10 protein-coding genes, 5 tRNA genes and 1 pseudogene are annotated in these 15,415 nt (G+C 42.3%); 2 read left to right on the top strand and 14 right to left on the bottom strand.

Annotated elements, in window-relative coordinates; genetic code table 11:
• Nucleotides 1-36: 36 nt before the first annotated feature.
• Nucleotides 37-882 carry a DegV family protein gene (locus NFR57_RS01245; protein WP_251182012.1) on the bottom strand — a complete coding sequence of 282 codons (846 nt, stop codon included), beginning with the start codon at nucleotides 880-882 and terminating at the stop codon, nucleotides 37-39.
• A gap of 23 nt (nucleotides 883-905) precedes the next feature.
• A complete protein-coding gene (locus tag NFR57_RS01240) occupies nucleotides 906-1,697 on the bottom strand; it encodes a formate/nitrite transporter family protein (RefSeq protein ID WP_251182011.1) in 792 nt (263 codons plus the stop codon).
• A gap of 120 nt (nucleotides 1,698-1,817) precedes the next feature.
• Between NFR57_RS01240 and NFR57_RS01235 the strand changes: the two genes are divergently transcribed.
• Nucleotides 1,818-2,516, top strand: coding sequence for an esterase/lipase family protein (locus NFR57_RS01235; protein ID WP_251182010.1), 699 nt, complete (start codon nucleotides 1,818-1,820; stop codon nucleotides 2,514-2,516).
• Between the two features lie 184 nt (nucleotides 2,517-2,700).
• Here NFR57_RS01235 and NFR57_RS01230 read toward each other — a convergent pair.
• From NFR57_RS01230 to NFR57_RS01215, 4 genes are all read right to left on the bottom strand, one after another.
• Nucleotides 2,701-2,776: transfer RNA gene (locus NFR57_RS01230), tRNA-Thr, on the bottom strand.
• 17 nt (nucleotides 2,777-2,793) lie between these two features.
• Nucleotides 2,794-2,869 (bottom strand) — tRNA-Phe (locus tag NFR57_RS01225).
• 6 nt (nucleotides 2,870-2,875) lie between these two features.
• Nucleotides 2,876-2,952: transfer RNA gene (locus tag NFR57_RS01220), tRNA-Asp, on the bottom strand.
• A gap of 6 nt (nucleotides 2,953-2,958) precedes the next feature.
• Nucleotides 2,959-3,035, bottom strand: a tRNA-Ile gene (locus NFR57_RS01215).
• Between the two features lie 184 nt (nucleotides 3,036-3,219).
• Between NFR57_RS01215 and NFR57_RS01210 the strand changes: the two genes are divergently transcribed.
• A tRNA-Lys gene (locus NFR57_RS01210) sits at nucleotides 3,220-3,295 on the top strand.
• A gap of 141 nt (nucleotides 3,296-3,436) precedes the next feature.
• On the opposite strand, the gene NFR57_RS01205 is transcribed toward NFR57_RS01210, so the two are convergent.
• The 8 genes and pseudogenes from NFR57_RS01205 to NFR57_RS01175 all read right to left on the bottom strand — a co-directional run bounded on the left by NFR57_RS01205 (nucleotide 3,437) and on the right by NFR57_RS01175 (nucleotide 15,273).
• A complete protein-coding gene (locus NFR57_RS01205) occupies nucleotides 3,437-4,585 on the bottom strand; it encodes an FprA family A-type flavoprotein (protein WP_251182009.1) in 1,149 nt (382 codons plus the stop codon).
• A 77-nt stretch (nucleotides 4,586-4,662) separates the two neighbouring features.
• The gene (locus NFR57_RS01200) at nucleotides 4,663-7,449 is read right to left on the bottom strand and encodes a leucine-rich repeat protein (protein WP_251182008.1); all 2,787 of its coding nucleotides are present in this window, start codon (nucleotides 7,447-7,449) and stop codon (nucleotides 4,663-4,665) included.
• Nucleotides 7,450-7,478: 29 nt separating this feature from the next.
• Nucleotides 7,479-10,061 (bottom strand): vWA domain-containing protein, encoded by a 2,583-nt coding sequence (locus NFR57_RS01195; RefSeq protein ID WP_251182007.1) that lies wholly within the window; start codon nucleotides 10,059-10,061, stop codon nucleotides 7,479-7,481.
• 145 nt (nucleotides 10,062-10,206) lie between these two features.
• Nucleotides 10,207-11,892, bottom strand: a complete 1,686-nt coding sequence (locus NFR57_RS01190; protein ID WP_251182006.1) for a DUF58 domain-containing protein — start codon at nucleotides 11,890-11,892, stop codon at nucleotides 10,207-10,209.
• Nucleotides 11,893-11,925: 33 nt separating this feature from the next.
• Nucleotides 11,926-12,099 (bottom strand): annotated as a pseudogene (locus tag NFR57_RS08810) (BatA domain-containing protein); the annotation flags it as partial.
• The gene (locus NFR57_RS01185; protein ID WP_251182005.1) at nucleotides 12,096-12,995 is read right to left on the bottom strand and encodes a DUF58 domain-containing protein; all 900 of its coding nucleotides are present in this window, start codon (nucleotides 12,993-12,995) and stop codon (nucleotides 12,096-12,098) included. The pseudogene NFR57_RS08810 and the gene NFR57_RS01185, both read right to left, overlap by 4 nt.
• On the bottom strand, nucleotides 12,995-14,155 hold the full coding sequence (locus tag NFR57_RS01180) for an AAA family ATPase (protein WP_338022257.1): 1,161 nt from the start codon (nucleotides 14,153-14,155) through the stop codon (nucleotides 12,995-12,997). Before NFR57_RS01180 ends, NFR57_RS01185 begins: the two co-directional genes overlap by 1 nt.
• Nucleotides 14,156-14,181: 26 nt before the next feature.
• On the bottom strand, nucleotides 14,182-15,273 hold the full coding sequence (locus NFR57_RS01175) for an InlB B-repeat-containing protein (RefSeq protein ID WP_251182004.1): 1,092 nt from the start codon (nucleotides 15,271-15,273) through the stop codon (nucleotides 14,182-14,184).
• Nucleotides 15,274-15,415: the final 142 nt, after the last annotated feature.

Below are 15,415 nucleotides of genomic sequence, written 5' to 3'. Positions count from 1 at the left end.
TTATAGCTTATAATCGCGATAACGATCAAACGGATTTTATTCGGTAAAGAATGCAACCCCGATTGCGCCGGGACCGATATGCGTGCCAATCGTACTGCCTATTAAATACTTTGGCAAGTAATCTGTTTTCCCTACCCAAAGTTTTTCGCTGTCGGTGATGTATTTAGTCAAAAATTCATCGGTAAGCCCCGAATACACAAGAGCAAACGGCATATCGAAATTCACTCCGTACTTGTCTATAAACTGCGAAAGCAAGTTGCTTCCACGCTTCGAGCCCATAGCCTTGCCGACCAACTTGACTTCGCCGTCAGTAACGGATACGACGGGCTTAATGGAAAACATTTCGCCCGCAAACGCCACGACCGACGAAATTCGTCCGCCCTTTTTAAGATATTCCAAAGTGCCGAGCAACGCCAAAAAGCGTATCTTGGTCTTTTTAATATTGAGTTCGTCAACTATTTCCGCCGCAGACAGTCGCCCTTCGTTAATAAGTTTTACGGCATGCATGCACAAAATACGCTCGCCCGCGCTCGCGTTAAGACTGTCAACCACTCGAACTTTGCCGTCATACTTTTGTGCGGCGCGACAAGCGCAATCATAAGTGCCGGAGAGTTTGGATGACAAAACAATAGCAATCACATCGTCGCCGTTTGCCGTCAAAGCGGAAAACCGCTCGTCGAACCGACACTCGTTTATCTGGCTTGTCTGCGGAAGCTCGTCGCTTTCTATCAACTTTTCAAAAAATTCCTTGTGCGACAAACCCACGCCGTCGGAATACTCTTTTTCGCCGATTGTAATAAGCATGGGAATAAGTTCGATACCGAGATCACGCGCTTCGGTCAAATCTATATCCGATGCGGAATCTACCAATAATTTAATCATAAAATCACCTGTATTATTTTAGTTTATTGTTGCGGATCTTTGGGCTTTTCGCGTTTAAAATAAACCGCCCAATACGCGACGGCAATCAGCCCGCCGCCTATAATATTGCCCAATGTGGACGGGAGCAAACTGTACAATAATCCGTTGCCGAAGTTAAGCCCCGCCGCAACAATTCCGTATTCGGCGGACGTCATCAATCCCGACGTTATGTAATACATGTTTGCTATGCTATGTTCAAACCCGCATACTACAAACGCGAATACAGGCAAATAAATAGCTAATATCTTGCCCGCAACGTTCTTGCTCGCCATAGACGCCCATACCGCAAGGCATACCAACATATTGCAAAGTATGCCGCGAAGCATTGCGTCGCCAAAGCTCAAATTGCACTTCGCCGCGGCTGTCGCAACGCTCGCCGCCGCAGCCGCGTCGCCGTAAGCATGGCTAAACACGACAAGAACGGCTATTACGACCGCGCCGATAAAGTTACCTATATACAAAATGCCCCAATTTTTGAGCATGCCCGTAATCTTAATATCCTTATTGATCAGCGGCGCAATCAACAAACTGTTGCCCGTAAATAGCTCCGCGCCGCAAACGACAACAAGCATAAGTCCCAACGGGAAAACCGCGCCTTTAATAAGACTTGCCTGTGTGCCTGTAAAACCCGCGCCCGCAAATGTCGCCAACGCGCCGCCCAGCGCAATAAACGCGCCCGCAAGCACAGCAAGTATAAGCAACTTATACCACTTTTGCGTCGTCTTACCCTGCGCGACGCTTATATAGTTTAACGCTATATCTTTCGGTTGGTTCATAAATCTATTATATCGTCAATAGTCGATATTTGTCAACCGATTTCTACATTGTTCGCCATGCCGTTACTTTTTAATATAATTATTGATTTAATTTGCCGATTGTGATAAAATGTAATAGATATGAAAAAGACGCCGCAGCCGCAAAAACATACCCGATACCCGATCGTGTTGGTACACGGTATTATCTTGAAAGACATTGTGTTTTTCAAGGCGTTCGGACGTATCGAAAAAACTTTAAAACGTCAGGGCTATAAAGTTTACACCGCAAAAACGGACGGGTTTGGCAGTATAGAAAACAACGCCGAACAACTTAAATCGCACATACTAAAAATACTCGAACTCGAACACACCGACAAAGTCAATCTGATAGCCCATTCCAAAGGCGGACTCGACAGCAAATATATGATAAATCAGCTAAACTTTGCGGAGCATGTAGCATCGCTTACAACGCTTTGCACTCCGCACAAAGGATCGCCTATTGCAACAAAGCTATTGCGATTGCCCAAATTTTTAATAAAGATAACCGCATTTTGGGTAAACTTAATTTATAAAATTTTCGGCGACAAACACCCCGACGCATTAAAAGTATGCAAACAGCTACAACTGTCGGAACAAGATTGCAACTTGTATGCGCCAACCGACGTTTACTGTCAAAGCTATTCTACAACACTCGAAAAATGCCGCGACGATTTTATAATGAGCATACCTCTCATTTTTTCGAGACGCACGGAAAATCACCCTACCGACGGGCTTGTTTCCGTAAATTCGGCGAGTATAAAGGCAACTGCGTTGACGCGTCTTTATCCCATTCGCAAATAGTCGGTTTTGCAATAACCAAAAAGAAAAAAGCCCGCATCTGCGAATTTTATTCGCAACTGTGCGAAGGTCTGAACAACCACGGATTTTAGCCGATACGCAATGCCCACGCGGTTTAGCCCGCCACTATTGTCGCATACATACAAATTTTAAAAACAAAAAAACACCGAATAGCAATCCGATGTTTTGGAGCCGAAGATGGGACTTGAACCCGCAACCTACTGATTACAAGTCAGTTGCTCTACCGATTGAGCTACTTCGGCGCGCAGAGAGTAGGTTGTGGTGCCTCGGGGCGGAATCGAACCACCGACACAGGGATTTTCAGTCCCTTGCTCTACCGACTGAGCTACCGAGGCAAGATATGGCGACCCGGAAGGGACTTGAACCCTCGACCTCCAGCGTGACAGGCTGGCGTACTAACCATCTGTACTACCGGGCCACAATTTGGTGGACCTTCAGGGACTTGAACCCCGGACAAACCGGTTATGAGCCGGTTGCTCTAACCAACTGAGCTAAAGGTCCATAACCTACTTCAATAGCTTAATTACTATACACTATATTAAAGATTTTGTCAACAAAATAAACGGCATTTTTCAATGATTTTTAATTTTTTTTCGCACCGCCAAATTGTGTGCAGTAATTTTTGCATAACGCTCGCAAAATCCTTGACAACGGAACGTGTATGTGCTAATATATTGATGTTTGAGCATCCTTAGCTCAGTTGGTAGAGCAACTGACTCTTAATCAGTGGGTCCGGAGTTCGAGTCTCCGAGGGTGTACCAAAATATTCGACTTGTTAAACGCAAGTCGATTTAATTTGCGAATAAATGCTATTAAGTAAAATAAAAACCCGTCCGTAAAACTTAAATTAACGAACGGGTTTATTTTGTTTAATTCCCTATCAAGATTGATATTAAATAAAGTTATTTGACAAGCTCTGCGGCGAGCTGTTTAAGTTCCTCTTTTGTATCGTCTTTAACTGCGGATTTGACCGTAACTAATTTGTCTATAACGGTAATATTTTTCATGCCGTCGAAAAATCCGCGCATGAGCTTACCCGACATAGGCGCCCAGCTCCCGTTTTCGATAAAAGCGACTGTGCGGTTTTGATAATTTTTAGCTTTAAGATGCGATAAAAAAGACTCCATTGCAGGAAACAGACCGCCGTCGTAAGTCACGCTCGCGGTCACAAGCCTGTCGTAACGGAACGCGTCCTCTATCGCTTCCGCCATGTCGCAACGCGCAAGGTCTGCAACAGCCACCTTCTCGCCTTTTTCGCGCAAAAGTTCGGCAAGTTGCTCCGCCGCTTTTGCGGTGTTTCCGTAAATCGAAGCGTAAGCAATCAACACGCCTTTATCTTCGGGCTGGTAGGAACTCCAAATATTATACTTGCCGATATAGTATTCGAGATTTTCATTAAGCACGGGACCGTGCAACGGGCAAATAATTTTAATATCGAGCGCGGCGGCTTTTTTAAGAACGCTTTGCACGGTAGCGCCGTATTTTCCGACGATATTAAAATAATACCGTCTTGCTTCGCACGCCCATTCTTCGTCAACGTCCAGCGCGCCGAATTTACCGAAAGCGTCGGCGGAAAACAAAACTTTTTCGGTCGTTTCGTAAGTGAACATGACCTCCGGCCAATGTACCATCGGCGCAAAAACAAATTTAAGATTATGTTTGCCGAGCGATAATTCCTCGCCCTCGTTAACAACAAGCTTGTTTTTGAAAATATCGCCGAAAAAGCGTTCGGCAATATTGAACGTCTTTTCATTGCCGACAACTGTTGCCGACGGATACTTTTTTAGAAACGCATCGATACTTGCCGAGTGATCGGGTTCCATGTGCGAAATTACGAGGTAGTCGGGCTTTTTTCCGCCTAAAACATTTTCTACATTGCTCAACCAATCTTCGGTCTTGCGCTTATCCACGGTATCGAAAACGGCAATCTTATCGTCCATAATAACATAAGAATTATAAGACACACCGTTAGGCACTACATACTGCCCCTCAAATAAATCGATAGTTCTGTCGTTCACTCCGACATATTTAATCTCATTTGTAATTTGCATACAAACCTCCGCAATTATTTAGTTGTAGTATAACATAGTTAATGAATTTTACGCAAGCAAAGCGACACAATAATCCGTTATTTATCCCAACCAAACAAATCAGGACCGACAGAATTCGGCGGAGGAGGATCGGGGTTTTCTAATTTCAGTTCCTCTTCTGTTTTCTCACGCCAAACGGCATATAACGTTGTGCCCTGTTCTATTCCTGTCGTAATGTCATACGGATTGTAAACAACTTCACCTCCGACTTCTGTCGCCCAGCCTTCAAATTCGTACCCTTTTCGCACAGGCTTAACAACCCCGCCGCTTGCGTCGCTGTTGGATATGGTATTTTGAGTTACAGTAATGGAATAAACATAATTTCCCTCTACAATCTCACAGCCCCAAACGACAGGTTTAAACGATGAATTCCATTTGGAACTCCAATTCGCATATTCTTGAGTAGCGGAACTGTAAATTGTCATATCCCCGCAACCGTAAAATGCATGACTGCCGATATTAGTGATACTGCTACCCAAAGTCACGCTACGTAAACTGACGCAACCGCGAAAAGCATAAGCGCCTATACTTGTAACGGATTCGGGAATAACAACAACAACTAAATTAGTACACTTATAAAATGCGTAATTTCCTATTTCCGTGACCCTACCGCCTATTTTTACGCTACCGATATTAGTGCATTTATAAAACGCATACGGACCTATCGTCACAAGACTGTCCGGCATATCAAGTGTACAAAGCGACTCGCACTGATAAAAAGCGCGTTCGCCTATAGATACAAGCCCATTGCCGAAGTCAATTTTATTCAACCTATAACACCTATAAAAAGCGCGTTCGCCTATTGTTCGCACGCTGTTCGGCAACACAACTTCAAGCAAATTTTCACAACCGCTAAATGCGCGTTTGCCTATATTTGTGATACCGTCGCCGAATTTGACACTTTCCATAGAGTTACATGCCAAAAATGCAAATTCTCCTATTTCCGTAACGCTATTCGGAATTGTAACAGAAATTAAACTGTTACAAAAAGCAAACGCATACTGGGGAATAGAACTTATACCGTCGGGAAGTTCAACACTTTTCAGATTCTTACAATTATAGAACAAGCCTGTGCTTAATTCTTTAACGCTATTCGGAATTGCTATCGATGTTAGCGAAGAACATTCGCTAAAAGCAAAATTACCTATAAATGTTACTGTTGTGGGAATATAAATGCTTGAAATTTTATTGCATTTGTTAAACGCATAATCGCTAATCGCCGATACATCGTTCTTTAAAGTAATAACACCCGTCGCGGTATCTTTACATCCGACAACCCATTTACCTATATATACAACGTTTTCGGACTCGTTCCATAAAGCGGTATCTTTAAAGGCAAAAGGTCCGATATAATTTACAGTATCAGGCAAACTGATGTTTGTGGCAGATAAATTTTTACAGCCCGCAAAAGCATTTGCTCCGATATAAACAACATTATCGCCGATATTAACCGATCGCATGTTTTCACAATAACAGAACGCACCTGCGCCTATTGTGGTGACATTATCGTCAATAATAACTGCGCTTAAACTTTTACAACCGTAAAATGCAAACTCACCTATTGTGACAAGCGTTTTCGGCAATATTATGCCTGTTATATTGTTACATTTAAAAAACGCGTATTCTGCCAATCCGTAAATATTTTCGTTCTCGATATTTATGCTACTAATGCTTTTATCTTTAATATCAACTAACCATCGATCTACAATTACAGTAGATTCTTGACTACTCCAAGTTTTAGTACCGTAAAAAGCATTTCCGCCAATACGCTGCACGCCATTACCGATCACAACATTATTCAAAGAATTACAATTATAAAATGCATTTTCGCTAATTTCTTCAACATTATTCGGTATTATAACGTCTTTTAAGCCAACGCACAAATAGAACGCGGAAGAATCAATAGCGCGCACACCTTCGCCCAAAGTTACCGACGCAAGATTATTACACCGTTCAAAAGCGTTTTTACCTATCGTCAACTGATTTCCGTTAATTTCTGCTTCCGCAATGCTACCGCATTCGGCAAAGGCTTTTTCTCCTAAATAATAAACGGTATCGGGTATAGATACGGATTCCAATAATTCGCAAGAAAAAAATGCTTTAGTTCCTATAACTTTTAAATTGCTACCGAGAGTGATTTTCGATAAGCCACGACAATAAGAAAAAGCCTCGCTATCAATAATTGTTACGTTATTCGGAATTACAAGTTCCGATAAACTCCGACAACTTTGAAATGCTTGACTGCCGATTTCTACTAACGCTTCGGAAAATGATATACTGCTTAAAAAAGAACAATTATAAAAAGCTCGACTTCCGACAGATTTGATGTTGTTTCCAAAAACTATACTTGTGATTGCACCGGCATTCGCAAATGCTCCCTCGCCTATATGAGTAATAGGCTTTCCGTTATGCTCGTCTTCTAAAACAATATCACCGGATGCAGAACCGATACTTGTAATTTCATATTCTCGATTATTATTTATAAGCGAATATTTAAGCCCTAAATTTTTTTCTCTATTATACTGTATTTGAACCCAAGCCGAATCTTCGTAATTATCTCCGTCCCCGCGCGCTTTAACTTTAATAACATAGTTACCCGGTTCGAGATCGACCAAAGAAATAGATGTACGACGCGTATCCGTTTCAACTCCGTTTATACTCACCGTATAACCGCGCGCATTGGAAACGGTGTTCCACATTAAAGTTTCGCCATCAACAACATGCAAATCGGAAGGGCTTGCCAGTTGCGGAGAACTGCAAGCCACAACAAATCCCAAACACGATATTATTATATATAAAACTATAAAAAGTCTTAATTTTTTCATGACTCCTCCGTAACGAAGATTTTGACCAATCATTGCTGATCAATAGTCGTTTTTTTCAATTCTTTTCTCTCTCTGATAATTTCGTGCAACCATTTAAACTTGAACTTACGTACAGCTATATCGAGCAAGAACAAAATAATAGAAATAATCAACAACGCAATTCGTGGATCGACTTTATTGTGGATTGATTTTTCCATACCCTCAAACACACTCCACGGTTCGCTGATATTTATTACCTGCCCGTGTCCGGCTTGAGCCATGGCGATTAATCTGTTTTCACATTCTTCCATGTCGAGAAACATATTATATTCGTCCGAATACGAAAACGCTTTAAATGTACTTAATTGCGCCAATAGTTTGCCGTCGGCATCGAGTTTACTTATAGTCACATTATAAATACCGGCTTTCGTTATAGCAAACGTCATACGCGAAAATCCTTCTTCATCGGAAGGCGTTAACTTTTGTACAACTTCGGGTTCACTACCGTCAACAGGCACGGAAGTAACCGTTAATTCAACACGATCGCCATCTTTCAAATCAGTATAAATGCTAACGTTTGTCGTGTAATTTTTTTCTTTAAATTCGGCTGTTATTTCGTTCGGTCTTATGTTACGCGACGGCAACAACGCATAAACGATATTACACAATATTTTTTGTCCGATAGCGTCCTGCATAAAGGTTTTAGACCAATCGACGCCATTCAAATCACACATAAAACTCCCGACACGTCCTTGTCCGAAATTCCATTGCGAATAGACAGGAGCGTATGCACTCATGAGCGGAGTAACAACGCCTTCTTTTTCTTTTACGCCGTAAAAACCGCCCAATATCGGTATTTCCTCTGCTTTAATGCCGTTTACGACAGTCGTATAGTCATTTATTTTCGGACGAAATTCCTCTTGATTCATATCTTTTATTTTTTCAAGTTTAAGCTCTTGGCTCATTTTGTCCGATAGAGATTCGTCTTCTATTCTGTAATATCTACCACCGCCCTCTTTTGCAGCATCTTCCATCTCTTTATTTTCTTTGGAACCGTCGGAAATTCCGATAGCGACCATAGAAAAAGTAATATCAGACTTAAAATTAGCTCTTATCGCCGACGCGTAATCTTCATAATTTTCGCCGGGTTGACCGTCCGAAATCAATATTATATGCCGACGTTGTACATTACAAGACTTTAACGCTTCGCCCGCACGCCTTATTGCGCCCGAATACATTGTTCCGCCGCCGATTTGAATATCGTTGATAGTTCTTATCAATCGTGCCTGTTGCGTCGCGGGAATAATATTCTGTTCGATATTGAATTCGGTATCCAAAGTCATAACACCGCAATAATCACGCTCGCTTAATGCATACAATGCGGCTATCGCTCCTTCTTTTGCCTGTTGCAATTTATTATTCATACTGCCTGAACGATCGATAATAAGCATAACGCCCAAAGGCGGAGTATAATCTACCGCTTGAACAGGCAACATTTCTTGATACAGCGTTCCCGCCATATCTTGACGATCGTACATATTTGCTACCGTCTTGCCGTACTCATTGACATAATTACCGCCGACGGTCAAAACGCCGCCGCCTACTTTATTAGCATAGTCATACAAAATCGCGTCGAACCCGCTCGGCATATCGCGGTTAGCAACATTGAACATAATTATTTCGTCATATTTGCGCAACGCATCCAAAGAACTCGGCATAGCGCCTTTATCGCTGACATCGACAACATCAACGGTATAATCTTTCGACAAAATATCTTTGAGTTTATCGGACTCGCCGCTATCACGTTCAATTATCAATACGCTGTTAAAAGATTCTATATAAACATAAGAATAGTATTCGTTATTTTCTTGAAGTTCGTCGTCGTTTTCACTCGACAGCGTAAACTTAATACGATGCAATCCCGGAGAAGTCAAGGTACATCCAACTTCGAAGTTCTGGGTTCCGCCTTTAACCGTTACGGTTTGGGAAATAACTTCTTTTTCCCCGTCTATTTCGTTGCCGACAAACAGTTTAAGAATAGCCGAAGAAACTCCAGAATTACGACATTGAACAGTCACATTGACTTTAAATTCTTCATCCACTTTGACATTATTTTCAGGTAAAACAATATCTATCAACTGCATTTCGTTATCGGAATAGTCGTTGGGAAAAAATACGGTATTCACTTGTATATTGTGCGCGGCAAGCGAGCGAACAGCCATTTGAGCATCGCCGTCGGTTTCTGCGCCGTCCGATAACAAAACTATTTTGCTCTGCGCGCGCGAAGTAAATAAACTTCTCGCATAGTTAAGCGCGGACGATACGTCCGTCGCGCTCATATCGGGCAATTCAGCGTTAATATACTGTTTATATACTTCTTCGGTGTCCGTACTGAACGGAGCGGCATAAACCTGATTATACCCGAACGTAACTACACCCACGCGATATTGAGAAGCGCTTTCGTCAATAACAGATTTAACAAAATCGTCTTTCATGTCGCTATTATCGCTATTACTGTACGACATATCAACCAAAATCAACACTTCATTGTTAGTATTGGGCGTGTCGTAAGTAAAATACATTCCCGAAAGTACGGTGATACAGAACACCATTATAACAAGGTGCAACACCATAGATATTATTCTGTTTCTGTTCCGACGATACTTTTTTTGTATACGAAAATACGGGAATAGCGTCAAAAAGAACGCCGGAATCAACAGTAATAACCACCACGGGGAGTTTAAAAATTCAATTCTGAAATTCGACATATATACCCCGCTAAATCCTTGTCCGAGATTGCAACCACCACTCGGCAAAAAGCAGTGTTACAAGAACTATTGCAAAATATAACAATAAATCGTCAAACGTATCCGAAACGATAGTTTTAATAACGGAATTTTGAAGTACGTCTATAACTATTTTAATATTACTTTCGTCGTCGGGAACTTTTACGTAAAAACTCTCACGCACATCGCGCATCAACAGAGTGTCTTGCGTAGTAGTATAAGTTCCGACTTTTTTCAAAATCATAGTATAAGGCGTTTCGGATATATTCTGTTCCAAGTTTACGCCCTTAATTTTTAAATTTGTACCGCGCGCCTTTAACGTAATCGACTCGTTGACATTGAATACATACTTTGTAAATGTAGACGGCAAATAAAACTCGAACATATTGTAAATAAGCCCGGGGAATTCCCATTGCATGGAAATATCAGAATAATTGACGCTGAAAGACATTATTGCAATTTTAGAATCAGGCGTATTTTTAGCTACAAACACAGGCTCGCCGGCACAGTACATAATAGGCTCGAAATCAGATTGTCCGCCGATATTTATAGCTCGATAATTCGATACTATAATATTTCCGAAATTTATAAAGTTCATCAATTCATGCGGCACACCGGGCGCGAGCGTAAATTTTTCGCCTGTTTTAGGTTCGCTCAACCGCGCCTCTACATCTGCGGGCAAAGCGCTGGGATTAACCAAAAATACAACGCCGTCTTTAGGCAAAGTCGCGGGCGCCTTATCCTCATACACATAAAAATCATAACCGCTTATCGCCGCAGGCGAGTCGCCGCGAACTTCATCTATATCTATATCCCACCGAGAGCTTAAAGAGCTTGCAACGATCATAAACGCCGCACTGAAAAATGTGTTCGGTTTAGCGCTGTAATACTGTATTTTTAACGTCGGCTTCATTCCGCCGTACAAAACAAACGAATTATCTTCCTGAAAAGAATCATTTTCCTGTACGGAAATACGAACGCTCGTAAATTCGGACACCCTATCCTTTACGTTATCCGCCGCACCTGTTTTAAATTCTATCGTGTGAACTATATCGTCGTTTAACTTGACAACCTTGCCCATTTGCACGGGGTCCGTGTATTCGTCGATTTCGATATAACAGTTTACTTGTACCTGTTTATCCATTCCGTAACATGCAATGTCCACAGCATACGTATAATAGCCCTCGTCCATTGTAGCGCGAACATTATGAATAGCAACATTCCACTCTTCGGGTCTGGCAACGTCAACAACGGTAACACCGCCCGGGTTAAGATATTTTTTACCGGTGAACAGTAACACTTCCGCAAGCGGATTTGCAACAGTGATAGATTCCGCGAGAACTATTGCGCCGTCAATATCCGCCGATCCGTAAGTGCATGTTCCCTCGCCTTTAAGCAAATCGTCAAACGCGGTAGATACTTCCAATTTTTTATCCGCGCCGATTCGTTCGACAATAAAATCCGCCGAATCATCCGCTAAAATCAAAGTAACTTCACCGCCTTTGTCAAGCGTGCTTTCCGCCAAACTCTTCGCCTCAAAAACCGCGCGTTCAAACCGTGTTTCCTGATTATAGGAAGCAAGCATGCTTGCCGAAGCATCTATTATAATAATTTTTTCCGCACTACTACCGGCAACGTCATGCTTTACGGCAGGTTTAGCAAGAAGAAATGCGCACAAAGTCAATATCAGAATTTGACAAATTAAAATCAACAAATTCCTGAATTTGCTGATAGGAACTCGCTTCTTTTGATATTTTAAACTCAATTTCCATACAAACGTACTGGAAATAAGTTTTTGCTGATAATTGGGTTTTATTATGTAAATCAGGATTAATATCGCTAATCCCAACAAACCGAGAAAACCCAAAGGAAGTAAAAAGCTCATTCCATTATACCTACCTTGAGCAACTCTCCAAACAAAACTTTTTCAATCGCATTATCGGTAGTAACCGATATAAAATCCGCACCGCGCGAATTACAAAAAGTTTTCAACTCGTCTTTATAGTCGTTAAGAGCTTGTGCGTATGCTCTTTGCAAACTTCGTGTGATACGGACTTTCATGTTTTTACTGTCCATCAAATCCGCCGATTCAACGTCTATAAGATTAACGCGTCCGTCATACACCGGCTCTACCTCGTTAGGCGTAAGCACCTGAACAAGTAATACCTGTCGTTTTTTATAACACAAATAGTCTATAGCTTTTTTCCAATCGCTTTCTGTGAAGAAATCGGAAACTATAACCGTCAAACCGTCATTGGACCCGACGTTTTGACATTGAGTTACCGCAGCCGCAATATCGCTTTCGCCCGAAAACTCCATTTTACCAAGTTCATTAATAGCCCTAAAAAACGAATTTTTCCCGACAATCGTTCCGAACGGATCATCGATACCGTTGTTTTTCATAAGTTTGAACGACAATTTATCGGTATTATGAACGGCAAGAAAACCCAGCGCGGCGCATACGCCAACCGCATAAGCGGCTTTTTGCGGGTTGTCTTTTCCCATAGACGCAGAGCAATCCAAAAAAATCTGGACGTGCATTTGCCGTTCATCGGTAAATAACTTTACAAAAAACTTTTCAAATCGACTGTACAAATTCCAATCTATTCGACGAATATCATCACCGAGCATGTACTCCCGAAAATCGGAAAATTCAACAGTCTGTCCGTAAGTCCGTACTAAATGTTTACCACCGAAAAAGCCTGACAAATCCGAGTTAAGATTTAATGCCAACGTCTCTAACCGACTGAAAAAGTCATCATTTAAGTAAGAGACTGCCATTATTTTTTAGAAAATCTCCGTTTCTTTTTTGCTTCGGCTTTGTTTTCTTCATCCGCAGATTTTTCCACGGTTTGGTTTTCGTCGATTACCGCGGTAACGGAAGGCTCGTCGTTGGTGTTTTCGACACTATTCACGTCGGAAACGTTATTTACAGCCATACTGTCCGTCGGAAGTTTATAGTCTTTTCCCAATTCTTCAATAATGAGTTTAATAACATCGTCAGGCGAAACGCGTCCGGCAATAGCTTCGAAATTCATTTTCATGCGATGACGAAGAACGGGATATGCCAAAGTGTTAATATCGCGGTAAGATACATTATATCTACCCATAAGCAATGCCTTGACTTTTGCCGCCGAAATCAAAGCCTGCCCCGCACGCGGGCTCGCGCCCAAACGAACATATTTTTTTGCGGCATCGGACGCACATTCGCTGTCGGGATGAGTAGCGGAACAAAGCGTCATAGCATAACGCATAACGTCTTGCGCTACCGGAATTTGGTTTGCGGTCGCGCGCATTTCCAAAAGCTCTTTACCGCTACAAGCAGCGTCCGCAACTTCCGCCATAGTCTTTTGCGTCATGTTGACTATGTCCATAAGTTCGTTAAGACTGGGGTTTTTAACTATCAGTTTAAACATGAAGCGGTCCATTTGCGCTTCGGGCAACGGATATGTACCGTCCTGCTCTATAGGGTTTTGCGTAGCAAGGACGAAGAACGGCTCGTTAAGTTTACGGGAAACGCCCATAACGGTAACGGTATGCTCCTGCATAGCTTCAAGCAACGCACTTTGTGTTTTAGGCGTCGCTCGGTTAATTTCGTCGGCAAGTATTATATTGCTGAAAATAGGACCTTGTTGAAACTGAAAACCGGAATTGCCCTTATCGTCTTTTACAATAATATTGGTACCCGTAACATCGGCAGGCATCAAATCCGGCGTGAACTGAATACGCGAAAACGGCAAATTAAACACTCGCCCTAACGATCTTACAAGACGGGTTTTGCCAACGCCCGGAACGCCTTCGAGCAATACGTTGCCGCCCGCTATCATTGCGATAATCGTGCCTTCAACAACTTCGGTCTGACCTATTACGTCGCGCTCGACCTGTTCAAAAATCTTTTTGCATTGCTCGCTGAATTTTGCGATACTGGCTTCTGTTACCATATTAGTACCTCGTGAGTTATTTGTAATTAATTATTCGGCAAAAGTATACCGAAATACCCTTCGATTATTTCCCGCAATTCCGGCGGAATTTCCTCGTTATTAGCAAGTTTATCCATGGCCATTTGATAGTAATAGTCAAACTTTTCTTCATACGGAGTATTGCCGTCTATAATCCAATCGTTTTGATTGGTACCTCCGCCGCCATTACCGTCGCCGGGGTCGCCCGGATCAGACGGACCTTGCTGGTCGGAATTATTCGGATCGCCGGGCGCAAAATCATCTGACGGATTCTGATTACTATCATCAGGCGGCTCGTTGCCCTCTAACGGGTCGTCTTCGACATCGTCCACTTCTTCAAAATACGCAGTAAAGACCATGTTCTTATACACTTTATCCTCATACCGCGAAGGCGATTCGGTATATTCGTTACCGTCGGAATCAATCCACTTTACGAACATAAATCCGTCATCAGCGGTTGCTACAACAGCAAGTGTGCTCTTACCCGATTGAACAGACTGAACAACATTGCCCTGTATTTTTCCACCGTTATCGGCGTTGTATTTTACGGTATACACTACATTGTCGTCCGAAGAGAACGTTTTGTGCCATAAGTCCGCGCCGTTGGGGATGACGCCGTATGCCGCCAATCCGGTTACAGCCGTCATTCCGACACCGAAAGCGCCGATAACACTTACTGCAACAATAGCGGCAATTGCAACCTTGACGGTAAGAAGTTTACCGCCGGCGCGTTTGTTTGCCTCAACTACCGTATTTACAGCGTCTTGACGTTGCAATCTTGCAATAAACGAATCGTCGTCTTTAAGCTCATTCATAGTAATAATGCGCTCGTCAAAACCCAGTCTGTCCAATCTTTCCGCGACGCGTTTATTATTGGGACGATATAACGTAAAATAAAAAACAGGCGTCATCGCTATCGACAAAACAATAAGAGCTCCGATAGACAGCCATAAGCCGTTAAAATCGGTAAACCAAGTAGCCAATGCAATAATAAAGCATACAGCCGACCCTACAACCAAACCCCAAATAGCGGATTTGATAACGCCTTCTTTTACCAAGTCTTTACGACATTTGGCAAAAACGTCTTGATGTGCTTCCATGATATGAGCCTCCTTTTAAAAAGTAAATTATAGATTGTTTAGCGATATCAGCCTTGAAATATGATTAACCGATATTTAAATACCATGGATTTTATTATACCATATTCAATGCTCTATGTCACCCAAATTAAGGGCTGTATCG

It is taken from the genome of Anaerocaecibacter muris, from assembly GCF_943192945.1.
Classification (GTDB): domain Bacteria; phylum Bacillota; class Clostridia; order Christensenellales; family Pumilibacteraceae; genus Anaerocaecibacter; species Anaerocaecibacter muris.
Note: the sequence above shows the minus strand (reverse complement) of the source record. Positions and strands in the feature narration are given on the sequence as shown.